This window comes from Pseudomonas sp. RGB, assembly GCF_007713445.1.
Taxonomy (GTDB): Bacteria; Pseudomonadota; Gammaproteobacteria; order Pseudomonadales; family Pseudomonadaceae; genus Aquipseudomonas.
Window position 1 is genome coordinate 119,484 of the sequence record NZ_VMSH01000003.1, and the last position, 25,961, is coordinate 145,444.

Annotated in this window: 20 protein-coding genes; 8 read left to right on the forward strand and 12 right to left on the reverse strand. The window is 61.6% G+C overall.

Annotated features, from left to right (window positions below; all coding sequences use genetic code 11):
• Nucleotides 1-87 precede the first annotated feature (87 nt).
• The 4 genes from FPT15_RS07630 to FPT15_RS07645 all read left to right on the forward strand — a co-directional run bounded on the left by FPT15_RS07630 (nt 88) and on the right by FPT15_RS07645 (nt 7,599).
• Nucleotides 88-1,170 carry an efflux RND transporter periplasmic adaptor subunit gene (locus FPT15_RS07630; protein WP_145159750.1) on the forward strand — a complete coding sequence of 361 codons (1,083 nt, stop codon included), beginning with the start codon at nt 88-90 and terminating at the stop codon, nt 1,168-1,170.
• Nucleotides 1,167-2,237, forward strand: coding sequence for an efflux RND transporter periplasmic adaptor subunit (locus tag FPT15_RS07635; RefSeq protein WP_145159752.1), 1,071 nt, complete (start codon nt 1,167-1,169; stop codon nt 2,235-2,237). Before FPT15_RS07630 ends, FPT15_RS07635 begins: the two co-directional genes overlap by 4 nt.
• Nucleotides 2,234-5,287 (forward strand): efflux RND transporter permease subunit, encoded by a 3,054-nt coding sequence (locus tag FPT15_RS07640; RefSeq protein ID WP_145159754.1) that lies wholly within the window; start codon nt 2,234-2,236, stop codon nt 5,285-5,287. Before FPT15_RS07635 ends, FPT15_RS07640 begins: the two co-directional genes overlap by 4 nt.
• A 116-nt stretch (nt 5,288-5,403) precedes the next feature.
• Complete coding sequence (locus FPT15_RS07645) at nt 5,404-7,599, forward strand: glycoside hydrolase (RefSeq protein ID WP_145159756.1); 2,196 nt, start codon at nt 5,404-5,406, stop codon at nt 7,597-7,599.
• Nucleotides 7,600-7,707: 108 nt separating this feature from the next.
• Here FPT15_RS07645 and FPT15_RS07650 read toward each other — a convergent pair whose 3' ends face one another.
• The 12 genes from FPT15_RS07650 to FPT15_RS07705 form a co-directional block, all read right to left on the reverse strand.
• The gene (locus FPT15_RS07650) at nt 7,708-8,334 is read right to left on the reverse strand and encodes a bifunctional 2-polyprenyl-6-hydroxyphenol methylase/3-demethylubiquinol 3-O-methyltransferase UbiG (protein ID WP_145159758.1); all 627 of its coding nucleotides are present in this window, start codon (nt 8,332-8,334) and stop codon (nt 7,708-7,710) included.
• Nucleotides 8,335-8,373: 39 nt separating this feature from the next.
• Nucleotides 8,374-9,018, reverse strand: coding sequence for a methionine ABC transporter permease (locus tag FPT15_RS07655; protein WP_145159760.1), 645 nt, complete (start codon nt 9,016-9,018; stop codon nt 8,374-8,376).
• The gene (locus FPT15_RS07660; protein ID WP_145159762.1) at nt 9,008-10,123 is read right to left on the reverse strand and encodes a methionine ABC transporter ATP-binding protein; all 1,116 of its coding nucleotides are present in this window, start codon (nt 10,121-10,123) and stop codon (nt 9,008-9,010) included. Before FPT15_RS07660 ends, FPT15_RS07655 begins: the two co-directional genes overlap by 11 nt.
• On the reverse strand, nt 10,120-10,935 hold the full coding sequence (locus tag FPT15_RS07665) for a MetQ/NlpA family ABC transporter substrate-binding protein (protein WP_145159764.1): 816 nt from the start codon (nt 10,933-10,935) through the stop codon (nt 10,120-10,122). The genes FPT15_RS07660 and FPT15_RS07665 overlap by 4 nt, the downstream gene beginning before the upstream one ends.
• 142 nt (nt 10,936-11,077) lie before the next feature.
• On the reverse strand, nt 11,078-12,430 hold the full coding sequence (locus tag FPT15_RS07670) for an LLM class flavin-dependent oxidoreductase (RefSeq protein WP_145159766.1): 1,353 nt from the start codon (nt 12,428-12,430) through the stop codon (nt 11,078-11,080).
• Entirely contained in the window at nt 12,430-13,623 is a 1,194-nt protein-coding gene (locus FPT15_RS07675; RefSeq protein WP_145159768.1) for an SfnB family sulfur acquisition oxidoreductase, read from the reverse strand. The genes FPT15_RS07670 and FPT15_RS07675 overlap by 1 nt, the downstream gene beginning before the upstream one ends.
• Before the next feature lie 24 nt (nt 13,624-13,647).
• A complete protein-coding gene (locus FPT15_RS07680) occupies nt 13,648-14,889 on the reverse strand; it encodes an SfnB family sulfur acquisition oxidoreductase (protein ID WP_145159769.1) in 1,242 nt (413 codons plus the stop codon).
• Between the two features lie 187 nt (nt 14,890-15,076).
• A complete protein-coding gene (locus FPT15_RS07685; protein ID WP_145159772.1) occupies nt 15,077-15,862 on the reverse strand; it encodes a hypothetical protein in 786 nt (261 codons plus the stop codon).
• 381 nt (nt 15,863-16,243) lie between these two features.
• A complete protein-coding gene (tcyN, locus tag FPT15_RS07690) occupies nt 16,244-16,990 on the reverse strand; it encodes an L-cystine ABC transporter ATP-binding protein TcyN (RefSeq protein WP_145159774.1) in 747 nt (248 codons plus the stop codon).
• Between the two features lie 3 nt (nt 16,991-16,993).
• Nucleotides 16,994-17,659 carry a cystine ABC transporter permease gene (gene tcyL, locus FPT15_RS07695; RefSeq protein WP_106577395.1) on the reverse strand — a complete coding sequence of 222 codons (666 nt, stop codon included), beginning with the start codon at nt 17,657-17,659 and terminating at the stop codon, nt 16,994-16,996.
• Entirely contained in the window at nt 17,659-18,453 is a 795-nt protein-coding gene (gene tcyJ, locus FPT15_RS07700) for a cystine ABC transporter substrate-binding protein (protein WP_145159776.1), read from the reverse strand. Before tcyJ ends, tcyL begins: the two co-directional genes overlap by 1 nt.
• Nucleotides 18,454-18,732: 279 nt before the next feature.
• Nucleotides 18,733-19,728, reverse strand: coding sequence for a D-cysteine desulfhydrase (locus tag FPT15_RS07705; protein WP_145159778.1), 996 nt, complete (start codon nt 19,726-19,728; stop codon nt 18,733-18,735).
• 166 nt (nt 19,729-19,894) lie between these two features.
• Here FPT15_RS07705 and epsC point away from each other — a divergent pair, with 166 nt between their 5' ends.
• From epsC to mgrA, 4 genes are all read left to right on the forward strand, one after another.
• A complete protein-coding gene (gene epsC, locus FPT15_RS07710) occupies nt 19,895-20,821 on the forward strand; it encodes a serine O-acetyltransferase EpsC (protein ID WP_145159780.1) in 927 nt (308 codons plus the stop codon).
• A 416-nt stretch (nt 20,822-21,237) separates the two neighbouring features.
• Nucleotides 21,238-23,199 carry a choline transporter BetT gene (gene betT / locus FPT15_RS07715; RefSeq protein WP_178119672.1) on the forward strand — a complete coding sequence of 654 codons (1,962 nt, stop codon included), beginning with the start codon at nt 21,238-21,240 and terminating at the stop codon, nt 23,197-23,199.
• Nucleotides 23,200-23,367: 168 nt separating this feature from the next.
• Nucleotides 23,368-24,717: an OprD family outer membrane porin gene (locus tag FPT15_RS07720; RefSeq protein WP_145159784.1), complete on the forward strand. Its 1,350-nt coding sequence runs from the start codon at nt 23,368-23,370 to the stop codon at nt 24,715-24,717.
• A 108-nt stretch (nt 24,718-24,825) separates the two neighbouring features.
• The gene (gene mgrA / locus FPT15_RS07725) at nt 24,826-25,863 is read left to right on the forward strand and encodes an L-glyceraldehyde 3-phosphate reductase (RefSeq protein ID WP_145159786.1); all 1,038 of its coding nucleotides are present in this window, start codon (nt 24,826-24,828) and stop codon (nt 25,861-25,863) included.
• Nucleotides 25,864-25,961 lie beyond the last annotated feature (98 nt).

The following is a 25,961-nucleotide window of genomic DNA, read 5'->3' on the forward strand; positions in this document are numbered from 1 at the left end:
GGGATCCTCCATGCAGATAAGGAACCCTGATCTAAGCTCACAGTCGCATACACACTGGCAAGTCGGCATCACGCAAAAGGAGCCTGCATGGGCGGTCGCACTTCGATAGTTTTACTCAGCCTTGGCCTCTTGGCGCTGCTGAGCGGCTGTGGTCAGGAAAAGGCCGAGCCCAAGGAGCATTCGCGGGTTTTTGTGCAGACGGTGCAGCCGGCGGATTTCGCCGCGGCAGTGACCCTGACTGGCGATATCCAGGCCCGTGTGCAAACCGATTTGTCCTTTCGCGTGGGTGGCAAAATCATCCAGCGTATGGTCGACGTGGGTGACCGCGTGACCGCCAAGCAAGTGCTGGCCAAGCTCGATCCCAAGGACCTGCAGACCAACGTCGATTCCGCCCAGGCCCAGGTTGTGGCCGAGCAGGCACGCGTCAAGCAAACCGCCGCCGCCTTCGTTCGCCAGGAAAAACTGCTGCCCAAGGGCTACACCAGCCGCAGCGAATACGACGCCGCCCAGGCCGCGCTGCGCAGCAGCCAAAGCGCCCTGGCCGCCGCGCAAGCCCAGCTCGCCAACGCCCGTGAACAACTTGGTTATACCTCGCTGATTGCCGATGCGCCCGGTGTGATTACCGCGCGCCAGGCGGAAGTCGGCCAGGTCGTGCAGGCCACCGTGCCGATTTTCAGCCTGGCCACCGATGGCGATCGCGATGCGGTGTTCAATGTCTATGAATCGCTGCTGGTAGAGCCGCCGCCGGATGCACCGATCACGGTCAGCCTGCTGGATAACCCGAACATCAAGGCCGTGGGCAAGGTTCGCGAGGTCACGCCGGCGGTGGCGGCCAATACCGGCACCGTGCAAGTCAAAATCGCCCTGCAATCGCTGCCCAAGGGCATGCAACTGGGCTCGGTGGTCAGCGCCACCGCCAATGGCCCGGCCAAGGCCAGCATCGAGCTGCCGTGGTCGGCCTTGACCAAAGACCTCAACGAACCCGCCGTGTGGCTGATCGACGGTGACGGCAAGGCGCAATTGCACAAGGTCAGCGTGGCGCGTTACCTCACCGGCAAAGTGATTATTGGCGACGGGCTCAAAGGCGGCGAAAAAGTCGTGGTGGCCGGCGGACAATTGTTGCACCCCGGCATGCTGGTCGAGATCGCCCAGCAAGGAGCCCAGCCATGAAGCGCCTGACGGCTCTGCTCGCCGCCAGCCTGTTGTTGGCCGCCTGCTCCAAGAAAGAACCGCCGCCCGAGCCCGTGCGCCCGGTGTTGTCGATGGAAGTTAAAGCGGAAGACCAGGAAAACCTCGGCCGCTTCGCCGGCACCATCCAGGCCCGCTATGAAAGTAACCTGGGCTTTCGCGTACCCGGCCGTATCGCCCGCCGCGCGGTGGACGTGGGCGCCGAAGTGGAGAAGGGCGCCTTGCTCGCCGTGCTCGATCCCACCGATCAGCAGAACCAATTGCGCGCCGCCCAGGGCGATCTTGCCCGCGTGCAGGCGCAGTTCATCAACGCCCAGGCCAACGCCCGCCGTCAGCAGGAATTGTTCAACCGTGGTGTCGGCGCCCAGGCTCAACTGGACGTGGCCCAGACCGACCTGAAAACCACCCAGGCCACCCTCGACCAGGCCAAGGCTTCGGTCAACCAGGCCAAGGACCAGCTCAACTACGCCGAACTGCGCACCGACCACGCCGGTATCGTCACCGCCTGGAACGCCGAGGCTGGCCAGGTCGTCAGCGCCGGCCAGCAAGTGGTGACCCTCGCGCGCCCGGACATCAAGGAAGCGGTAATCGACCTGCCGGCCGGCCTGGCTGAACGCCTGCCCAAGGATGTGGTGTTTGTGGTTGCAGGCCAACTCGACCCGAGCGTCAACACCACTGCCATCGTGCGTGAAATCGAGCCTCAGGCCCAAAGCGCCACGCGCACCCGTCGTGCGCGATTGACCCTGACCGAAACACCGCCAGCCTTCCGCCTGGGCACCGCTATCAGCGTGACCTTGAGCACCGCCATCGCCCCCCGTATCCAACTGCCGGTGAGTGCCTTGCAGGAAGTTGACGGCAAGACCCGCATCTGGCTGCTCGACACCCACAGCCAGACCGTGCAGCCGCGTGACGTCACCGTGGTCAGCCGCGATGCCGACGGTGCCGTGCTCAATGGCGGCGTCAAACCCGGCGAACGCATCGTCACCGCTGGCGTGAACAGCCTGAAACCCGGGCAAAAAGTCAAAATCGACGAGGACAGCCCGCGATGAAAGGGAGCTTCAACTTATCCGACTGGGCCCTCAAGCATCAGTCCTTCGTCTGGTACCTGATGTTCGTCGCGCTGCTGATGGGCGTGTTCTCCTACATGAACCTTGGCCGCGAGGAAGACCCCTCGTTCACCATCAAAACCATGGTGATCCAGACCCGCTGGCCGGGCGCGACCCAGGAAGAAACCCTCAAGCAGGTCACTGACCGCATCGAGAAAAAACTCGAAGAACTCGACTCCCTCGACTACGTGAAAAGCTACACGCGGCCGGGCGAGTCCACGGTGTTCGTGTTCCTCAAAGACACCACCAGCGCCAAGGCGATTCCGGATATCTGGTACCAGGTGCGCAAGAAGATCGATGACATTCGCGGCACCTTCCCCCAAGGCTTGCAGGGGCCGTCGTTCAACGATGAGTTCGGTGACGTGTTCGGTTCGGTCTACGCGTTTACCGGTGATGGCCTGTCGATGCGCCAACTGCGTGACTACGTAGAGCAAGTGCGCGCCGAGATCCGCTCGGTGCCGGGCCTGGGCAAGGTCGAGATGATCGGCCAGCAGGACGAAGTGATCTACCTGAATTTTTCCACGCGCAAACTGGCAGCGTTGGGGATTGACCAGCGCCAGGTCGTACAAAGCCTGCAGTCGCAGAACGCGGTGACCCCGGCCGGGGTAATCGAGGCCGGGCCGGAGCGGATTTCGGTGCGCACCTCGGGGCAATTTGCCTCCGAAAAGGACCTGGCCAACGTCAACCTGCGCCTCAATGACCGTTTCTACCGTTTGGCCGACATTGCCGACATCAGCCGTGGCTATGTCGACCCGGCGCGGCCGATGTTCCGTTTCAATGGCCAGCCGGCGATTGGCTTGGCCATCGCCATGCAGAAGGGCGGCAATATCCAGTCATTCGGCAAGGCCCTGCACACACGCATGGATGAGTTGACGGCTGACCTGCCGGTGGGCGTGGGCGTGCACAAAGTCTCCGACCAGGCAGAAGTGGTGGAAGAGGCCGTCGGCGGCTTTACCAGCGCGCTGTTTGAAGCCGTCATCATCGTGCTGGTGGTGAGCTTTATCAGCCTTGGCATGCGTGCCGGGTTGGTGGTGGCGTGCTCGATTCCGTTGGTGCTGGCGCTGGTGTTCGTGTTCATGGAATACAGCGGCATCACCATGCAGCGCGTGTCGCTGGGCGCGTTGATCATCGCCCTCGGCCTGTTGGTGGACGACGCGATGATCACCGTGGAGATGATGATCACGCGCCTGGAAAAAGGCGAAACCAAGGAACAGGCGGCGACCTATGCCTATACCTCGACCGCATTCCCGATGCTCACCGGCACGCTGGTGACCGTCGCCGGCTTTGTGCCTATCGGCCTCAACGCCAGCTCGGCGGGCGAGTACACCTTCACGCTGTTTGCGGTGATTGCCGTGGCGATGCTGGTGTCGTGGGTGGTGGCGGTATTGTTTGCGCCGGTGATCGGCGTGCATATCCTCAGCGCCAACGTTAAACCCGAAAACAAAGAGCCTGGGCGCATCGGTCGCGCGTTCAATGGCGGCATGCTCTGGGCCATGCGCAACCGCTGGTGGGCGATTGGTATCACCGTGGGCTTGTTTGTGGCGTCGGTGTTTTCCATGCAGTTTGTGCAGAACCAGTTTTTCCCGTCATCGGACCGCCCGGAAATTCTCGTCGACCTCAACCTGCCGCAAAACGCCTCGATCAACGAAACGCGCAAGGCGGTCGACCGCCTTGAGGCGATCATCAAGGACGATCCGGATATCGCGCGCTGGAGCACCTATATCGGCCAGGGCGCAATTCGTTTCTACCTGCCCCTCGACCAGCAATTGGAAAACCCCTACTACGCGCAGTTGGTGATCGTCAGCAAAGGCCTGGAAGAGCGCGGCGCATTGATTGCGCGCCTGCAAAAACGCCTGCGCGATGACTTTGTCGGCATCGGCAGCTATGTGCAGCCACTGGAAATGGGCCCGCCGGTTGGGCGGCCGATCCAGTATCGCGTGTCTGGCAAGGACACCGATCAGGTGCGCAAGCACGCCATAGAACTGGCGACCTTGCTGGATAAAAACACTCACCTGGGCGAGATCATTTACGACTGGAACGAGCCGGGAAAAGTGCTGCGCGTGGACATCGCCCAGGACAAGGCGCGGCAATTGGGGCTGTCGTCGGAAGACGTGGCGCAGTTGATGAACAGCGTGGTCAGCGGTGCGTCGGTGACCCAAGTGCACGACGATATCTACCTGATCAACGTGGTCGGTCGCGCCGAAGATGCCGAGCGCGGCACCCCGGAAACCTTGCAGAACCTGCAGATTGTCACGCCCAACGGCACCTCGATTCCGTTGCTGGCCTTCGCCACCGTGCGGTATGAGCTGGAACAGCCGCTGGTGTGGCGTCGCGACCGCAAGCCAACCATCACCGTCAAGGCTTCGGTGCGTGATGAGATGCAACCGACCGACTTGGTCAAGCAACTCAAGCCCGAAATCGACACGTTCAGCGCCGGCCTGCCGGTGGGCTACAAAGTCGCCACCGGCGGCACCGTCGAAGAAAGCGGCAAGGCCCAAGGCCCTATCGCCAAAGTAGTGCCGTTGATGCTGTTCCTGATGGCCACGTTCCTGATGATCCAGCTGCACAGCGTGCAGAAGATGTTCCTGGTGGCCAGTGTCGCGCCGCTCGGGCTGATCGGCGTGGTGCTGGCGCTGATCCCCACGGGCACGCCCATGGGCTTTGTGGCGATCCTCGGCATCCTGGCGCTGATCGGCATCATCATCCGCAATTCGGTGATTCTGGTGACGCAGATCGATGCCTACGAGCGCGACGGCTACACGCCGTGGGATGCCGTGGTGGAAGCCACCGAGCACCGGCGCCGTCCCATCCTGCTGACCGCTGCGGCAGCCAGCCTGGGCATGATCCCGATTGCGCGGGAAGTGTTCTGGGGGCCGATGGCCTACGCGATGATTGGCGGGATCATCATCGCCACCTTGCTGACGCTGTTGTTCCTGCCAGCGCTTTATGTGGCCTGGTACAATATTCGCGAGCCGAAAAAAGAACAGGCCTGACCCTCGGCGCCTTCCTGCAAGGATGTGGGAAGGCTCCTGGAAACACTTTCCCTACATTCGTCTGGCAGTAAGTGTTTTACCCTCCGGGCCTGTTTGCGTTTTGGAAGGCCCGTGTCATGCGCCGTTTAATGCTGATTTTTTGCCTGTTGCTGTCTCCCCGACTCTTCGCTGGCACCGTGCTGGAAAACGCCCTCTGGCGGGTCGAACTCGACCCCGCCACGCTGGCGCTGCGCGTCACCCCGGCGGGCGAGGCCGCAGTGCAGGCCTCCAGCGGTGTGGCGGCGCACGCGGTCACCGATGTGCAGGCCGATGCCGGGCAAGCCACTTGGCAGTGGGATAGCGGCGCCTACCACCTGACCGCGCGCCTTGAGCAGCGCGACCTTGAACTGACCATCAACGCACGCGAGCCGGGCCCATTGGCGCTGTTGCGCCAACCCGCCGAGGCCATGGGCAAAGGCTTGATCTGGCCCTTGGCCGAAGGGCATTACGTGCCGGCGGGTAACACCCTCTGGAAGGCGTTTTTGCTGGAACAGGGCGAGGTCAACACCACCCAGGATCTGAGCCTGCCGCTATGGGGCGTGGACCACGGGCGCTTTACGCTCAATTGGTTGCTGACCAACCCCTATAACAATCGCCTGGCATGGCAGGCCGATGGCAACGGTCTGGCGCTGTTGGCATCCCATGAATTCACCGCACTGCAACCCACCGCGCCGATGACGCTGCGCCTGCACCTGGGCGATGCCGACCCGCTGGCCGGAGCCAAGCGCTATCGCCAATGGCTGGTGGAGCAGGGCCGTTATGAGCCACTGGCGGACAAGCTGCGCCAGACCCCCGAGGCTGAAAAGCTGCTGGGTGCCAGCCACGTCTATCTGTGGGGCAATGACCTGTTAGGGCCCCAGGATGTGCGCGACTGGCCGCTGCTGGTGAAGGTGCTGCGCGGCCACGAACTCAAGGGCTTGCTGGACAAAGAGACCACGCAGGTGCTGACGCAGGCCGGCACGTTGGATCGCTACCAAAAGACGGTCTTGCTGCGTGGGCTCAACGCGGCGATGAACAAAAAGGCCCGGCAAACCTGGCAGGCCAGCGACGAGCCGGACATGCGCCAACTTGCCGAGGGGTATGGCGCACTCCGGCATGAACTGGCCACGGCATTTGCCGGCGCCTTGACCGACAGCCCTGCCACTTGGGGCAGCACCCTGTCGGCCAAGACCCTGAAGTCGCTGCAAGACGCGGGGCTCAAGCGTCTGCTGCTGACGTTGGGCGAAGGTTGGGAAGGCGGCCTCTGGCACCCCGAAGCGATTCAGGCGGGGGTCAACGCGGGCTACTTGATGGCGCCCTACGACTCCTATGAAACCGCACTGTCCATCACCGAAAACCCGGACTGGACCACCGCGCACCTGGGCACCAAGGCTTATCGCAACTGCGCCATCGTGTTGAAGGACGGCAAGCTCAAGACCGGCTTCCAGCAATCGGGCCATTACACCGACCCGCGCTGCGTGCGGCCGTTACTGGAAGCGCGGGTGAAAGCGGTGCAAGCCAAAGCCGGTTTTAACGCCTGGTTCCTGGATGCCTACGCCACCAGTATGGTTTTCGACAGTTACCGTGACGGCGCGCCAATGACCCAGGCGCAAAACGCTGAAGGCAATATCGACGCGTCGCGCTGGCTCAACACGGTGCTCAAACTGCCCGCCGGCTCCGAAGACGGCAATGCGGTGACAGCCCAAGGCATTCTGTTTGCCCACGGTATGCAGACGCCAGTGATTGGCTGGGGTGATCGCGAGATGACCCAAGACAAGCAATCGCCTTACTACGTAGGTAACTGGTACCCGCCGGAGCAACCGACGGTCTTCTTCAAGCCCGTGCCGCTCAACGAGCCGTTTCGCAGCGTGTATTTCGACCCGACGATGCGCCTGCCGTTGTATCAGGCGGTGTTCCACGGCTCGGTGATCACCACGCATCATTGGTTGTTCGACAGTTTGAAGCTGAGCAATGTGCGGGCTGAAAATGAGTTGACCCAGCTGCTCTACAACGTGCCGCCGCTGTATCACTTGAGTGCCGCGACGCTTAAAGAACGGCTGCCGGTGATTCAGCATCAGGACCGGTTCTTCCGGCCGCTGCATCAACGCCTGGCGACTCAGGCGATGACAGGGTTTCGCTGGTTGACGGCCGATCGGCAGGTGCAGCAGACCACGTTTGCCGATGGCACGCGGTTGGTGGCGAATTTTGCTGCTGGGGACAAAGAAGGGTATGCAGGAAAGAGTGTGACGGCGTTGGTAGAGGGTGAAAAACCTGGGGTGTATCAGGTGGATTAGCTGTGCCGGTAAGGCCTCATCGCAGGCAAGCCAGCTCCCACAGTTGAAATGCATTCCAATTGTGGGAGCTGGCTTGCCTGCGATAGGGCCGGGCCAGACGACGAAGGTCTACAGTTTGCGCCACACACTCGCCAACCAAGGCTGCTGTTCCCTCGGCAACCCGGCCGGTCGGTAATAATGCTCCAGCTCCACAAACCCGGCCGCCGTCAGCAGACCCTGCCAGGTTTCAAGGTCGTGATAAGACCCATAGCGAGGCCCGTTCCAGCCTTCCAGGTTTTCACCGCGCGGGTTGGAACTGAACAGCACGCCGCCAGGCTTCAGCGCCCCACGCAACTGCTTGAGCACCCGTGGCAGCTCCTGCTTGGGAATATGGAACAACACCGCGTTGGCAAACACCCCGTCGAAGCGTTCGGTCGGCAGGTCCAGCTTGAGAAAGTCCTGCTGCAGCACTTCACAGCCACTGTCCTCGCGGGCCATTTGTGCAAACCGTTCGGAGCCATCGAGCCCCACGGCGATATGACCCATGCGCGTAAATGTCTGCAGATCACGCCCCGGCCCGCAGCCGAAATCCAGCACGGTAAACGGCGCTGTACCCTGGATATGGCGCAGCAGCGCGTCGATGTTCTGGCTGACATCGTGATCGCGGGTGCCTTCACGGAAGTCCTCGGCCACCTTGTTGTAGTGGCCGAGGGTGATGGAGGTGATCTGGTTGAGGTCGTCGGGCTTTAGGGTCATGGCGGGGAGTACCGGGCGCTGAGATCGCCCGACTATACCTCACCGCTTGTTCAGCACCCGAGCCAGGCGATCGCCGCCCAACTGAATCACCGCGACGAGAATCACCAGCAACACAATCACGGTGAGCATGATTTGCGTATCGAAACGCTGATAGCCGTAGCGGTAGGCAATGTCACCCAGGCCGCCTGCGCCGATGGCGCCCGCCATGGCTGACGAGTTGATCATGGTCACCAGCGTGATCGTGAACCCGCCCACAATCCCCGGCAGCGCCTCTGGCAACAGCACGTGCCAGATGATGTGCCAGCGGCGGCAGCCCATGGCCTGCGCGGCTTCGATCAAACCGTGGTCCACTTCGCGCAGGCTCACCTCGGCGATCCGCGCGAAAAACGGCGTGGCGGCGATGGTCAGCGGGACAACGGCCGCCCACACGCCATAGGTGGTGCCGACAATCAGCCGGGTAAACGGGATCAGCGCCACCATCAGGATCAGAAACGGAATGGAGCGGAACAGATTGACGAACGCGCCGAGCACGCGGTTCAGCGCCGGTGCCTGGTAGATGCCGCCCTTGTCGCTGGTGACCAGAAACACCGCCAGCGGAATACCCACCAACAGCGCGATCAACGACGACACGCCCACCATCAATAGGGTGTCGATGGCGCCCTGCAATAAACGCTCAAACCACATAGCCCAGCACCTCCACCTGTTGCGCCCAACGCCCGGCCAGGGTGCGCAGTGCTTGTGCGTTGTGCGGCGAGCCATTCACCGCCAGCAGTAATTGCCCCAAGGCATGCCCCTGAATGCGTTCCACGCCGCCTTGCAGCAAGCGCACGCGCCCGCCAAGGGCGCTGAACAGCGCGGCCAGGTCGGGCTCATCGGTATCGCTGCCGGTGAACTGCAAACGCAGCACCAACGCGGCGTCGGCCGATGTCTGGGTGAGTTGCAGGCGGTTTTGCAGTTCTTCCGGCAGCCCGTGTTGCAGCGGCGCCAGCAGGGTTTTGCTGACCTCATGCTGCGGGTTGCCGAATACTTGCCACACTGGGCCTTGCTCTACGATTCGACCGTGCTCAAGCACCACCACGCGGTCGCAGATTTCACGGATCACCGCCATCTCGTGGGTGATCAACACGATGGTCAGGCCCAGGCGTTTGTTGATTTCGCGCAGCAGGCCGAGGATCGACTGCGTGGTTTCCGGGTCGAGGGCCGAGGTGGCTTCGTCGCACAGCAGAATCTGTGGGTCGTGCACCAGCGAACGGGCGATGCCAACACGCTGTTTCTGCCCGCCGGACAGCTGCGCGGGATAAGCCTTGTGCTTGTCCTGCAAACCCACCAGTTCCAGCAGCTCACGCACCTTTTGCTCGCGCTGCAGCTTGGGCACGCCGGCGACCTTCAGCGGCAGCTCGACGTTCTGCCACACCGTTTTGGCCGACATCAGGTTGAAGTGCTGGAAGATCATGCCGATGCGCCGACGCAACGCGACCAGGCGGTCTTCGTCGTACTCGCCGATGTCCACCTGATCGATCAGCACGCGCCCGCTGCTGGGTTGCTCCAGGCGGTTGATGGTGCGGATCAGCGAGGATTTGCCGGCGCCGCTGCGGCCGATGATGCCGAACACCTCACCGCGCTGGATCGCCAGGTCAATGCCTTGCAAGGCATGCACGCTGCCATCATAGGTTTTGCCCAGGTTGATAAACCGCACATGGGCGCGGTTCAAATCCGGGTGCAGTTCTGTCTGCTCGGCGTCCCTGGGCGCGGTGCCCAAGTCGCGCAGTTGGGCGTTGGCGGCGGTCATTTTTTATCTTCCCAGCCGACTTGGTAGAGCTTGCCGAGGGATTTATCCAGCGCGGCGCGTACCACCGGCGAGTGCTGGTAGATGTCGACGAACTTGATCACGCGCGGGTCGGTCTTGCTTTTGGGCTGGACCACAAACTGGATCACGTATTCCGGGTGATCGAGGCCGTCGAACAGCAGCGCCGACTCCGCATCGAAGGTCTTGGACAGACGGATGTAGGCCGGGTAACCCTGCACCAGGTCGGCGTCGTCATAGGCGCGCACCAGCTGCACGGCTTCCACTTGCAGGATCTTGATCTTCTTCGGGTTGGCGATGATGTCTTCTTCGGTGGCCTTGTAACCCACGCCCGGCTTGAGCGTGATCAGCCCGGCCTTGGCCAGCAGTTGCAGGCCGCGACCGCTGTTGATCGGGTCGTTGGCGATCGCCACGCTGGCGCCCTGAGGCAGGTCGTTGAAGCTTTTGTACTTCTTCGAATACAGGCCAACGTTATTGATGATGCCCGGCGCATACGGCACCAGGTCGAACCCGGCGGCAGCCTTGGCGTTTTCCAGGAACGGGATGTGCTGGAAGTAGTTCACGTCGATGTCGCCGGCGGCGAGGCTGACGTTGGGCGCGATCCAGTCGGTGAACTCCACCAGTTCGACCTTCAGGCCTTGCTTGTCGGCTTCGGCGACGGCGGCTTCCAGGGGAATCGCGAAGGCGGCGGTGGTGCCGACTTTCAGCGGTGCATCGGCGGCGAATACCGCTGAGCTGAATAAACCAAGGGCCAGGGCCAGTGCTTTGACTGGGTGGGTGAGCAGGGTCTTTTTCATAATCGATTTCCAGTCATAAGGTGTGAGTGCAAACAATTCGGTCAACTGTGGGAGCTGGCTTGCCTGCGATAGCGGTGGGCCAGCAAAAAAAATGTGCCTGACAGACCGCCATCGCAGGCAAGCCAGCTCCCACAGTTTTGGTTCAGTGTCGGTAGGTGGAACCGGTGTGTTGTTCGGGTAAGCGCGCGGAGCCATGGAAGACTTTTTCGCGCAAGGTGCCGGCCTCATAAGCCGTCTTGTACGACCCACGCTTCTGCAACTCCGGCACCACCAGATCAATGAAGTCCACGTAGCTTTCCGGCGTGACAATGCGCGTCAGGTTGAAGCCATCCAGTCCGGTTTCGCTGATCCACGATTCCAGCTCGTCAGCGACCTGTTCCGGCGAGCCGACCAAGGTGATGTAGCGCCCGCCGAGGGCGTGCTGCTCGAGCAATTTGCGCCGCGTCCAATCGTTGTTTTGCAGGTTCTTGGTGGCCGACTGAATCGCGTTGCTTTTCACGTACTGGATCGGTTCATCGATTTCGTATTGAGCAAAGTCGATCGCCGTAGAGGCCGAGAAGTGCGCCACACCGGCTTCCGGGCTGGCATAGCTCACGTACTCGGCGTGCTTGGCCCAGGCCAGTTCTTCGGTGGCGCCCACGATCACGTTGAGGCCCATGAACACCTTGATGTCCTCCGGGTTGCGCCCCGCCTGGGCCGCACTGGCGCGCACCTTGTCCACCTGGACCTTGGTGGCGGCCTTGTTCTGCCCGCTGATGAATACGCACTCGGCATGACGCCCGGCGAACAGCAAGCCGCGCTCCGAGCTGCCGGCCTGGAACAGCACCGGCGTGCGTTGCGGCGACGGCTCGCAAAGGTGATAACCCTCGACCTGATAGAACTCGCCGTGGTGCTCAACCTTGTGCACCTTGCCGGGCTGCGCATAGACCCGTTGCTGTGGATCGTTGATGACCGCGTCGTCTTCCCAGCTGCCTTCCCAGAGTTTGTACAGCACTTGCAGGTATTCATCGGCCTGGTCGTAGCGCCGGTCATGCTCGACCTGTTCGGTCAGGCCCATGGCCTTGGCGGCGCTGTCGAGGTAGCCGGTGACGATGTTCCAGCCGACCCGGCCACGGCTCAGGTGGTCGAGGGTGGACATGCGTCGGGCGAACAGATACGGCGGCTCGTAGGTGAGGTTGGCGGTGAGGCCGAAGCCGAGGTTTTGGGTGACGGCCGCCATGGCCGAAACCAGCAGCAACGGGTCGTTGACCGGCAGCTGGATCGACTCTTTGAGCGGCACGTCGATGGAGTTCTGGTAAACGTCGTACACGCCGACAATGTCGGCGATGAACAAACCGTCGAACAGCCCGCGCTCCAGGGTCTGCGCCAGGTCGGTCCAGTATTGGAGGGTCTTGTACTGCGTTGAGGTGTCCCGTGGGTGTGTCCACAGGCCATGGTTGATGTGCCCGATGCAGTTCATGTTGAAGGCATTGAGCAGGATTTTTTTCTTGGCCATCAGATGGTCCCCCGCAGTGGCGGGTTTTCATCGTTGAGGTAGTAATTGCCCACCGCATGGTACTTCCAGCGCACCGGGTCGTGCAGGGTGTGCACGCGGGCGTTGCGCCAGTGGCGATCCAGGCCATGTTCGGCCAGGGTCGCCTGGCTGCCGGCCAGTTCGAACAAGGTGCTGCCGGCGGCCAGGGAAATTTCAGTGCTCAAGGCGCGCACTTCGGCGACGGCGATGGACGCTGCTGCGACGGTTTCGGCAGTGCTGTCGGCCTGGGCGCGGTCGAGGAACTCACCGGAGCGCTCCAGTAACGCCTCGGCGGCGTGCAGGCGGATGCTCAGGTGGCCGAAGCTTTTCAAGGTGAGCGGGTCTTCAGTGGCCTTGTCGTTGCCGGAGTCGATCCACGGCCGGGTCTTGGTGCGCACAAAATGCAGCGCATCCTCGAAGGCGGCGCGGGCGATGCCGGTGTCGATGGCAGCGTGAAGGATCTGCGCCAGCGGGCCGACTGTGGTCGGGCGCTCGAAAGCGCTCTGGAACGGGACCACGTCCTGTGCGGCAACCCACACGTTGTCGAACACCACGGAGCCGCTGCCGGTGGTGCGCTGGCCGAAGCCGCTCCAGTCGTCGATGACCGTCAGGCCTTCGCTGTCGCGGGGCACAAATGCCAGTTGCTGCACGCCGTGGTCATCCACCACCGAGGTAGGGATGCGTTGCGCGTAGATGGCGCCGGTGGAGTAGAACTTGCGGCCGGTGATACGAAAACCGTCGCCGTCGCGGGTGATTTGGGTCACCCGGTCATGGGCAGTTTTGGTACCCAGCTCCGCCAGGGCGTTGCCGAAACGTTGGCCCGCGAGCACCTCGGCGTACAGGCGTTTTTGCTGCGCCGGGCTGCCATTCACGCGCAGCACTTCCAGGGCATAAAAATGGTTTTGCGGGATCTGGCCCAGCGACGCGTCCGCCTGGGCAATCAGCGCAATGACCTTGGCCAGGGTGACGTTGGACACACCCGCGCCGCCGTGTTCCTTCGGCACGCTGATGCCCCACAGGCCGGAGCGCGAAAACACATCCAGCTCGGGCAGGGGCAGGCGGCGTTCGCGGTCGCGCTGGGCGCTGTCGTGACCCAAGTCTTCGGCCAGGTCGCTGGCGACAATAAGGGCTTGTTCGTCGCTGGTGATAACCGCGACGTTTGTAGAGAAAGTCATGATGTTCTCCAGATGTCTGGTCGGTCAGATCCAGGAATGACGAGCCGGCAACGTGCCGTTCAGGCGATAGGCGCCGATGGCGTGATACTTCCAGCGCACCGGGTCGTGCAGGGTGTGCACGCGGGCGTTGCGCCAATGACGGTCGAGGTTGAATTCGGCGAGGGTGGCGCGACTGCCGGCCAGTTCGAAGAGCTTTTCGCTGACCTGCAGCGAGACTTCGGTGGTCAGCACTTTCGCTTCGGCCACGGCAATCGACGCGCGCGCGGCGGATTGCGCGGTGATCGGCGCAGCGCTGACCTCGTCCAGTACCTTGCCGGCCTTGCGCAGCAGTGCCTCGGCGGCATGCAGTTCGATGTTCAGCTTGCCGATATCGGCGATCACATACAGGTCATCGCTGGCGCGTTCGACCTTGGCGTCGATCCATGGGCGCGAGCGTTCACGCACGAAGGCGATGGTGTCATCCAGAGCGCCGCGGGCGATGCCGGCGTCGATGGCCGCCTGGATCAATTGCGAGACGGCGCCCTGGACGTTCGGGCTTTCGCCGATGCGCCAGTTCTCTATCACCAGCTCGGCGTCCACCGGTACCCGGTCAAGCAGCACGGTGCCGCTGGCGGTGGTGCGTTGGCCGAAGCCCGACCAATCGTCAACGATGCGCAGCCCTTGCGTGCCACGGCGCACAAAAGCCATGACTTGTTTGCCGTCATCGTTCAACGCCTTCACCGCCACCCAATGGGCAAACAGCGCGCCGGTGGAGTAGAACTTCTGGCCGCTGACCACGTAGCCATCGCCTTGGGCGGTGAGCCGCGCTTTGAGTTCCAGGGTGTTTTTGGTGCCGCGTTCCGGGCCGCCATTACCGATGCGCCAGCCGTCGAGGACGCTCTGGAACAGCTGTTTTTTCTGGCGTTCGGTGGCGGCGCCCTGCAGCAGATGCAGGATGCCGAAGTGGTTCTGCGGGATCTGCCCGAGGGCCGGGTCTGCCGCGCTGATGATCGCGAACACCTCGGCCAGGGTCACGAACGATACCTGTGGGCCGCCGTATTCACGGGGAATGGAAATACTGCCGAGCCCGCTGCGGGTGAACTGCTCAAGCTGCGCCCAGGGCAGCTTGCGCTGCTGGTCGCGCTTGGCCGCTTGCAGGCGCGCGGCCTGAGCCAGTTCGTGGGCTGCGCTCAACGCTTGCGCGTCATCGCGCAGCACAGCCGCCGGCAACAGCAGTGGGGCTACGTCCAGATCACTCTGGGGGGGTGTTAGAGCCAAGTTAGACATCAGCGCCGCTCCTTGGCTGCACGTAATGCCCTGGCGTTATGCACCGGGGTAATTCTGACCATACCGACCTCGCATTCAATGAAATAAAAACAGAAAAATCAGAGATGTCCGGTGGTCCGGTGCATATACCCTAAGCGTGTTAAATTTTTAAATAAACTAACTTTTAGGAATATGCATAGAAGGTCTGTTACCCAGGTTCGCAGGGAGAACCGGGCTGACGTGGTTGGTAGGTCGACGTGGCCCCGGCCGGGCGGGCTGGCGCCTGCGACGAGCAGGCGGCAATGTTCAACGTGCGCGCGGGCGCCCAGCGCGAATTATTGCCGACGCGATCCAGAATGCAGTACGTCACGTCCAGCCGGCAGTCGTCGCCCGCTTCGACAATCACCGCAGAGGGCACCCACACCTGCACCGTCAGACCGACGTCTTTGCTCTGGATCGTCGGCAGGTCCAGACGCACGTCGCCCCAACGCAGGGTGATGGCGTCGCCGGTGGCCATATGCGCGTACGGCTCGATGCTCAGCGGAATGCCGCGTCGCACCTGGCTACCGTTGATGCCGTAGCGGCGGATCATGTCGGGCAGGCTGACGGGCGCAAGGTTCTGGTTTTCGTCACTGAACAGGGGCGGCGGCTGGCCGCCGGGTGGGCAGGTCTTGACCCGCACGTGCGTGATCGCCGAACGGGCCGGGCCGTGGCCGATCTGCATGACCTGGTAGTGAATCTGCGCCGAGCCATCCTGCACAAAGCTTTGCGGGATGCGCAGGCGGGTGGGGGTGCCGATTCTGCGCGCGCTCACGCGCCGGGAGTCGGCAAAGCAGTTATTCCAGAACAGCTCGATCAGGTCGCCTTCCTCCATGCCGGGGTAGGGGGCGATATCCACCTGCAGTTGGGCGGCGGCGAGGGCGTTGATACCGTATCGATTAGCCTGGGGCAACGTCGGGGCGGTAAGCATGGCCGAGGGTGCAGTGCGCGTCATAAGTCATCTCCTTGATGCAGCCAGCAGCAATCGTTCCGGCGCCCGTGGCGCGAGTGTGCGCCGGGTGCCGAAAGGAACGATTCAGTGAATAGCCGGGATAGGATCCAATCCTCTGGGCCCTAGATAAGAGGGTTGGCCGGCGGGCGTCAATGGCGGCAAAGGGCTAAACGGCGGGTTGGAGCAGATTCAGAAAGAGCTGACGAGGCGGGGGATTTTAAGGTGGGTGCGGCGGTGCGTTTTATTCGTTATCGCGAGGATTTTATGTAGGAACGCGCTTAGGTAGGAGCTGGCTTGCCTGCGATAGCATCGCTGCGGTGTGACTGACACACCGAGGTGCCTGCATCGCAGGCAAGCCAGCGCCCACCTAGGTTTTTCGGGGTGTCAGTGGGCCAGAAACTTGCTCAGGAACTGTTTGGTGCGTTCTTCCTTGGGGTTGGCAAACAGCGCCTTGGCCTCGCCCTGTTCGACGATCACGCCCTTGTCGAAGAAGATCACCCGGTTGGCCACATCCCGGGCGAAGCTCATTTCGTGGGTGACGATGACCATGGTGCGGTTTTCTTCGGCCAGGCTGCGGATAGTCGCCAGTACTTCACCGACCAGCTCCGGGTCGAGTGCCGAGGTGGGTTCGTCAAACAGAATCACCTCCGGCTCCATGGCCAATGCACGGGCGATTGCTACGCGCTGTTGCTGGCCACCGGACAAGCGCCGCGGGTAAGACCCTTCCTTGCCCGCCAGACCGACCCTGGCCAGCAGCGTGCGGCCCAGTTCGGTGGCTGCTTCGCGAGGCATCTTCTTGACCACCATCGGGCCTTCGATGACGTTTTCCAGCGCGGTGCGGTGCGGGAACAGGTTGAAGTTCTGGAACACAAAACCCACGTGCTGGCGCAAGCGCCGCACCAGGCTTTGCTGCTGGTTGAGCGGCTTGCTGCTGTCGATCTCGATGTCACCCACCTTGATGCGACCGCTGGTGGGTTCTTCGAGGAAATTCAGGCAGCGCAGGAAGGTGGTCTTGCCGGAACCACTGGGACCAATGATGGCGACAACTTCGCCTTCCTTGACCTCAAGGTCGATCCCGTTGAGTACCACCTGACCCTTGAATTGTTTGGTCAGTTTTTCAACCACGATCATGCTTCAAGACTCCAGGTCATGCCGGTTGACCCGGTCTTCCAGGCGGTTCTGAAAATGCGCCAGGATGCTCGCCAGGATCCAGTAGATCAGGGCAGCGGAGAGGTACATGGTGAAGATTTCGAAGGTGCGCGCAGACACCAATTGGGCCTGGCGGAACAGCTCGGGCACCTGGATGGTAGCGGCCAGCGCCGTGTCTTTTACCAGCGAAATAAAGCTGTTGCCCAATGGCGGCAAGGCCGTGCGCATGGCCTGCGGCAGGATGGCCCGGCGCAGGGTCTGCGCGCGGGTCATGCCGATACTGGCTGCAGCTTCCCATTGGCCGCGTTCGATGGAGCTGATGGCGGCGCGCAGGATTTCACAGGCGTAAGCCGCCATGTTCAGCGAAAAGCCAATCATGGCGGCCGGGATCGGGTCCAGCTCGATGCCCACTTGCGGTAAGCCGTAGTAGATCAGGAACAGCTGCACCAGCAAGGGCGTGCCGCGAAAGAACGACACGTAGACGCGGGCGATCCAACTGACCAACTTGAAGCGCGACAAACGCATCAAGGCCAGGCCAAAGCCCAGCAGCAAGCCGAAAAACATCCCGCCGAGGCTAAGAATCACCGTGTAGTACGCGCCCTTGAGCAGAAAGGGCGCGGAGTCCAGCGCGAGTTGGAAACCTGCTTCCATTATTGAGTGACGTCAGCGTTGAAGTATTTCTCGGACAGCTTCTTCAAGGTGCCGTCGGCACGCAGTTTGTCGAGGGCCTTGTTCACGGCGTCGAGCAGTTCAGGCTCGCCTTTGCGCAGGGCTATGCCGGCTTCCTGACGGGAGAAAGCATCACCGGCGGCAGCAGTGTCCGGGGCTTTCTTGGCGTATTCCAGCGCGGCCAGACGGTCGATCAGGATGGCGTCGATGCGCCCGATCCGCAGGTCCTGGAACTTGGTAGGGTCATCGTTATAGGTCTTGATGATGGCTTTGGGTTGGTTGTCCTTGAGCCATTGTTCGTAGTTGGTGCCCAGGCCTACGCCGACTTTCTTGCCAGCCAGGTCATCGGCGGTTTTGATGGCGTCGACGTTTTTCTTCAGCACCAGCGCCTGGATACCGGAAACGGTGTAAGGCTTGGAGAAGTCGTACTTCTTCTTGCGCTCTTCGGAGATGGTCACTTGGTTGACCACGGCGTCCAGGCGCTTGGATTCCAGGGCCGCGAGGATGCCGTCCCACGGTGTGGCTTGCAGCTTGACCTTGACGCCCAGCTCTTTGGCCAGCGCTTCGGACAGCTCGACTTCGAAACCGCTGAGCTTGCCGCTTTCATCGACGAAGCTGAACGGCGGGTAGGTGCCTTCCAGGCCGATCTTGATCTCGCCGGCCTTCTTGATGGTGTCCAGCTGCTCACCAGCGATGGCTTGGCCCATCAGACCAGCCCCGAGTGCCAAGCCCAATGTGCCAACCAGCAACGTGCGACGGAATACAGAAATAGTCATGAACAGCCCCTGTGTTTTTATGTTGAGCGAAGCAGGTGACGCAGTAGTCGTATCCTGCCTTAAAGCGCGAAGCGCGTCTTCGCCTTCGGCGCGACTATAAAGCCAGTTTCTAAGACTTGAAAATAATATAAATCTAATTTGCTATGCATTTTTAGAATATGCAATCAATCCAATGTGGGAGCGGGCTTGCCCGCGATAGCGGTGTATGAGCCAACATTTTTGTAGCTGCCTGACCGCTATCGCAGGCAAGCCAGCTCCCACATTTTGATCCGTGTTTATTCAGTTAAACACGGAGTCATACGCAAACAACGCCGGCGCTCCGCCGGTGTGCAGGAAAATAATCGGCCCGTCCTCAAACCGCTGGCGACCGATGCCATCGAGCAAGCCGGCCATGGCCTTGCCCGTATACACCGGGTCCAGCAGAAGGCCTTCCTGGCTTGCCAGTAACTTGACCGCGGCCAGGGTGCCGGCGTTCGGTTCGCCGTAGCGCGGGCCGAAATATTCGTCCCACAGGATCACTTTGAATGCGTCGGGAACGACCACGCCGAGCAACTCGGCGGTGCGTTCGGCCAGGCCCTGCACTTTCGGGAACTGAGCTTGCTCGGTGCGCGACACGGTAATGCCCACCACCGGCAAATTCGGCAGCACTTCGCTCAATGCCAGGGCGAGGCCACTGTGGGTGCCCGCACTGCCGGAGGCGAGTACCACGGCGGCGAACTCAATGCCGCTGGCTTCGATCTGCCCGGCTAGCTCCAGCCCGGCGCGCACGTAACCCAGCGCCCCGAGTGCATTCGAACCGCCGATAGGCACCAGATAGGGCTTCTTGCCGTTGCTGCGCAGGCGATCGGCGAGGGCATTGAGTTGGTCGTCAACGTTGTCGAGGTTCTCGACCAGTTCTACTTTGGCGTCAAACAGCTCCAGCAACAGGCGATTGCCGTTGCCCAGGTAGTTCGGGTCTTCGGTGCCGGTCGGGTTCTCCAGCAGTGCCACGCAACCCAGGCCCAACTTGGCGGCCAGCGCAGCAGTTTGGCGCACATGGTTGGACTGGATCGCGCCGGCGGTCACCAGGGTGTCGGCGCCTTGAGCGAGGGCGTCGGCTGCCAGGTATTCGAGTTTGCGCAGCTTGTTGCCGCCCATGGCCAGTGGCGTGGTGTCATCGCGCTTGACGTAAATGTCCCTGCCCAGCCAGGCCGACAGCCGCTCGAGTTTTTCCAGGGCAGTGGCACCGCCCAGCAGGTCCAGGCGGTTAAAACGGTCGAGCTGTTGTTTGATCATGGCGACGCACAGTGGCTAAGTGATGGGGCGACTATAGGCAGGCACTTTTCAACCGGCAACCGCCAATCGCTTATGTCGGTTAGTTCTTAGCATCACACCATTGGTTCTTAAGGGCCGTCTGGGTGCATACCGTAAAGTGATGGGCAATTCGTCAGGAGTGAATACCGTGAGTGAGCGTTCCAGCCATTGGCAATTGCAGACCATCGTCAGCCAGCTGCGCAGCGCCCGGGACCAGTGGCGAACGCGCAATGGCCGCTTGAGTGGCGAGCACGGCGGCCGCGAATTGCCGTCGCGCGAGGCCGTGGCGCAGATTCTTGAGTCGCTGTGCGGCGCGTTGTTCCCGATGCGCCTGGGGCCGGTGGACTTGCGTGAAGAAAGTGAAGACTTTTACGTCGGCCACACCCTCGACGTCGCCTTGAATGCCCTGCTCGGCCAGGCGCGCCTGGAGCTGCGTTACGCCGCACGCCAGGGCGGCAAGGATGACGGCGAGGTCGATGCCCTGGCGATCCGCCTGATCCAGGATTTTGCCCTGGCCCTGCCTTCGCTGCGCGGCCTGCTGGACACCGATGTGCTGGCCGCCTACCACGGCGACCCGGCCGCGCGCAGTGTGGATGAAGTGCTGTTGTGCTATCCGGGGATTCTGGCGGTGATTCACCATCGCCTGGCGCACCATCTGTACCGCGCCGGGCTGCCGCTGCTGGCGCGGATCAGCGCGGAGATCGCGCACTCGGCCACGGGTATCGATATTCACCCTGGCGCGCAGATCGGCCCGAGTTTCTTTATCGATCATGGGACGGGTGTGGTGATTGGCGAAACCGCGATCATCGGCGAGCGGGTGCGCATTTATCAGGCAGTGACGTTGGGCGCCAAGCGCTTCCCGGCAGATGAGGACGGGCAGTTGCAGAAGGGCCATCCACGCCATCCGATTGTTGAAGATGATGTGGTGATCTACGCCGGGGCGACGATTCTGGGGCGAATCACCATCGGCAAGGGCTCGACGATTGGCGGCAACGTGTGGCTGACCCGCAGTGTGCCGGCGGGGGCGAATATCACGCAGGCGAATTTGCAGCATGAGGATGGGGCGCAGAAATAGTTTTTGAGCCACGCGCTGATCGAAGGTGGGAGCTGGCTTGCCTGCGATAACGGTGTATCAGGCGACAGACGTGTTGCTGACCCACCGCCATCGCAGGCAAGCCAGCTCCCACATTGGATCGCATTGCAAATCCGAGAAGGTTTCTCCCCGAAATCGCTGAACGATTTACCTCGCGCACCCGTCATACCAATCCCTGAGCTAGTGTAGGAATGACCTACCACTCAGCCCTGCGATTAGTCCCAAACCGCCTATTCATGTTTAACTTGAATGTTCGTTCAAGTTAAACCGGTGGTTCGCTGCCCGCTCACAACAGGAGGCTTACCTTTGCTGAGTCCGTTATTTACAGCCACATCCCACACCCTGGGGGTGCATCGTTCATGAGTGCATCGTCTACCCCATCCAGCGGCATGGTGCGCATGAATGCGCCCGTTTTCTACTTTGCCGCCAGTTTCATCCTGCTATTTGGCATCACCGTCATCGCTATCCCGCAACAGGCCGGTGCCTGGCTGCTGGCTGCGCAAAACTGGGCGGCCAACACGGTCGGCTGGTACTACATGCTCGCGATGACGCTGTATCTGGTCTTCGTGGTGGTCACCGCGCTATCGGGCTACGGCAAGATAAAACTCGGTGCCGACCACGACGAGCCCGAATTCAGCTACCTGTCCTGGGCCGGCATGCTGTTCGCCGCCGGGATCAGCATCACGCTGTTCTTCTTCTGCGTGTCCGAGCCGCTGACGCACCTGGTGCAGCCGCCTCAAGGCGCGCCGATGAACGCCGATGCCGCGCGCCAGGCCATGCAGATCCTGTTTCTGCACTGGGGCCTGCATGGCTGGGGCGTGTTCGCGTTTGTTGGCATGGCCCTGGCGTATTTCGCCTACCGGCATAACCTGCCGCTGGCGCTGCGCTCGGCGCTGTACCCGCTGATCGGCAAACGCATCAACGGCCCCATCGGCTACGCAGTGGATGGCTTCGGCATCATCGCCACCGTGTTTGGCCTGGGCGCCGACATGGGCTTTGGCGTGTTGCACCTCAATTCCGGGCTGGATTACCTGTTCGGCATTGCCCACACCCAATGGATACAGGTCGGCCTGATTACGCTGATGATGGGCGCCGCGATCCTCGTCGCCGTTTCCGGTGTCGACAAGGGCGTGCGGGTGATGTCCGACATCAATATGCTGCTGGCCTGCGCGCTGCTGCTGTTTGTGTTGTTCGCCGGGCCCACCCAGCACTTGCTCAACACCCTGATCCAGAACATCGGCGACTACCTCGGCGCCTTGCCGACCAAGAGTTTCGATGTGTACGCCTACGACAAACCCAGCGACTGGCTGGGCGGTTGGACGGTGTTCTACTGGGCCTGGTGGATTGCATGGTCGCCGTTCGTGGGCCTGTTCATCGCGCGTATTTCCCGTGGGCGCACCATCCGTGAGTTCGTGTTCGGCGTGCTGCTGATCCCGCTGGGCTTTACCCTGGCGTGGATGTCGATCTTCGGCAACAGCGCCATCGACCAAGTGCTCAACCACGGTTTGACCGCCCTCGGCCAGTCGGCCATCGATGACCCGTCGATGAGCCTTTACTTGCTGCTGGAAACCTACCCGTGGAGCAAGACGGTCATCGCGGTCACGGTGTTCATCAGCTTCGTGTTCTTCGTCACCTCGGCCGACTCCGGCACCGTGGTGCTGTCGACCTTGTCGTCCAAAGGCGGTAACGCCGATGAAGACGGGCCTAAATGGCTGCGTGTGTTCTGGGGCGCGATGACTGCATTGGTCACCAGTGCCTTGCTGTTTGCCGGCAGCATCGACTCGCTGAAGTCGGCGGTGGTGCTGACCTCGTTGCCGTTCTCGCTGATCCTGCTGCTGATGATGTGGGGGCTGCACAAGGCGTTCCACCTCGAATCGCAAAAGCAGATTGCCCAGTTGCATTCGCTGGCGCCGGTATCGGGCTCACGCAAGGGCACCGGCGGTTGGCGCCAGCGCCTGAGCCAGGCGGTGCATTTTCCGTCGCGCGATGAGGTGTACCGGTTCCTTGAGACCACGGTGCGCCCGGCGATCGAAGAAGTGACGGCGGTGTTTGTCGAAAAAGGCCTCAGCGTCGTTACCCAGCCCGACCCGTCCAACGACAGCGTCAGCCTGGAAATCGGCCACGGCGAAGAGCATCCGTTCGTGTATCAAGTGCAGATGCGTGGCTATTTCACGCCGTCGTTTGCGCGCGGCGGCATGGGCTCCAAGCAGCTCAACAACCGCCGTTACTACCGGGCGGAAGTGCACTTGAGCGAGGGCAGTCAGGACTACGATCTGGTGGGCTACACCAAAGAGCAGATCATCAACGACATCCTCGACCAGTACGAGCGGCACCTGCAGTTCCTGCACTTGGTGCGCTAGTTCCCTCTCACCAAAAAAAGCCCGCAAAGCCCCGTTCTACGGGGCTTTCTTAAATTTAATTTCATTCGTTGAAGCCGCGCTTTGACGCGCAACTGTCATCTGGCCACTGCGTAATTGTGTGAAGCGTTTGACGCTTTCATTTCAGAACAGTGACGGAGACCGGTAACAATGAAGACGTTAATAAGCCCCGTGGTGGGTGTCGCCATGGCGAGCTTTATGCTGTCCGCCCACGCCGATTTTATCGACGACAGCCACGCCGATGTGACCTTGCTCAACCGCTACCTCAACCAGCAAGGGCGTGATGTGGTGAACAGCAACGCCAAGGCCCACAGCATTCGTGATTGGGGCCAGGGTTTCGAGTTCAACTTCAAGTCGGGCTACACCGATGGGCCGGTTGGTTTTGGCCTTGATCTGCAGGCCTTCTATGGCTTGAAACTGGATTCCGGTGGTGACCTCAATGACAAGGATCACCAGGGCCGCTACCCCGGCAGCATGTTCCCGTTGGACGACGGCAAATCCGCCGACCAGTTTGGCGTGCTGAGCCCCACGTTCAAGATGCGCTTTGCCAAGGATGAGCTGCGCGTGGGCACGCTGTACGGCAACAACCCGGTGTTGGCCAACACCGACGGGCGCCTGTACCAGCAGACCAACACTGGCGTGCAGCTGGTGTCCAAGGACCTTAGCGATTTCACCTTCACCGGCGGCGATATCTTCAAGACCAAGATCCGCAACGAAACCGGCGACCAAGGCATGATCACTGCCGGTGGCACCAAAGAAAGCGACCGCTTCCTGTTCGGCGGTGCGGACTACACCGGCATTCAGAACACCACCGTCAGCCTGTGGTATTCCAACCTTGAGGATTACTACCAGCAGTTCTTCCTCGGTGCCAAACGTCATGACGCGGTGGCCGTGGGTGCATTCGACACCGACGTGCGCGTGTTCCGCAGCCTGGGTGTGGGCGCCAACGCCGATGGCGACAAAGACTTCGCCGGGGCCGGCCTCTACGGTGACGGCACCAGCAAAGGGCGCATCAACCAGACCACCGCCAGCTTGCTGGAGAGCTACAGCCTGGACGGCCATACCGTGGGTCTCGGTATCCAGAAAAACAGCGGCGACAGCGACTTCCCGTACCTGGATTCGGGCCTGAACAGTGGTGACGCACGCCAGGGCCCAGGTTCAGGTGCGGACACGCCGGCGCTGACCAACATGCAGCTGAACAAATTCCAGCACGCCGGCGAGCGTACCTGGCTGGCGCAGTACAAATATGACTTCGGCAAGCTGGGCCTCACCGGCCTGACATTCTCGGCCGCCTATGCCCACGGCGATGACATCCGCACTGCGCAGGGCGACACCAGCGAATGGGAACGCAACATCGCGGTGGCCTACCAAGTACCCACCGGTACCCTCAAGGGCCTGGGCGTAACCTGGAAAAATGCCCACGCCAGCCCGGACATTACCGGTGCCACTGTGCAAGATGAAAACCGATTCTATGTCAGCTACGTCGTTCCACTTTGGTAGGAAATTGCTGTAAAAGAGACGGGCATAGTTAAGCGATTCAGCGGCTTAAAAGGCCTGGGAATAACCTTATTCTCAGGCCTTATTTGCCCTAAGCCCAGAGAGGATTCGATGACGTACATTGCTGCCGAAAACCGCTATGAATCTATCCCTTATCGCCGCGTAGGCCGCAGTGGATTGGTGCTGCCTGCACTGTCCCTGGGGCTGTGGCACAACTTTGGCGACAGCACCCCGATCGACACCCAGCGCGCGTTGCTGCGCACCGCGTTCGACCTGGGCATCAACCACTTCGACCTGGCCAACAACTACGGCCCGCCCTACGGCAGCGCCGAGATCAACTTCGGCCGTTTGCTGCGCGAAGACTTCAAGCACTATCGCGATGAGCTGATCATCTCCAGCAAAGCCGGCTGGGACATGTGGCCCGGCCCTTATGGCCAGGGCGGCGGTTCGCGCAAATACGTATTGGCGAGCCTGGACCAGAGCCTGCAACGCCTGGGCGTCGACTACGTGGATATTTTTTACTCCCACCGTTTTGATGCCGACACGCCGCTGGAAGAAACCGCCAGCGCCCTCGCCACCGCCGTGCAACAAGGCAAGGCGCTGTACATCGGTATCTCGTCTTATTCCGGCGTGAAAACCCGCGAGATGGCTGCGCTGCTCCAGGAATGGAAAGTGCCGTTGCTGATCCACCAACCGGCCTACAACCTGCTCAATCGCTGGGTGGAAAAAGACCTGCTGGACACCACCGAAGAACTCGGTGCCGGGGTGATTGCGTTCACGCCGCTGGCCCAGGGTTTGCTCACCGACAAGTACCTCAACGGCGTGCCGGCGGATGCGCGGGTTAATCGTCCTGGGGGTGGTTCGCTGCAGGCCAAGCACTTGTCCGAAGCCAACATCGCCCACGTGCGCGCGCTGAATGAAATCGCCAAGCGTCGCGGCCAGAGCCTGGCGCAACTGGCGCTGGCCTGGACGCTGCGTGACCCACGGGTGACCAGTGCGCTGATCGGCGCAAGCCGGCCGGAGCAGATCATTGAAAACGTCGGAGCGCTGCAGAACTTGAGCTTCAGTGCCGAGGAACTGGCGGAAATCGATCGGTTTGCCCAGGAAGGCGGGATCAACCTGTGGGAAAAACCATCGACCGCTGAATAACCTGATAGCACCGGGTCAGTGTGGGAGGGGGCTTGCCCCCGATGGCGGTGTCAGTCAGGTGACCAGTTGACTGACCCAGCGCTATCGGGGGCAAGCCC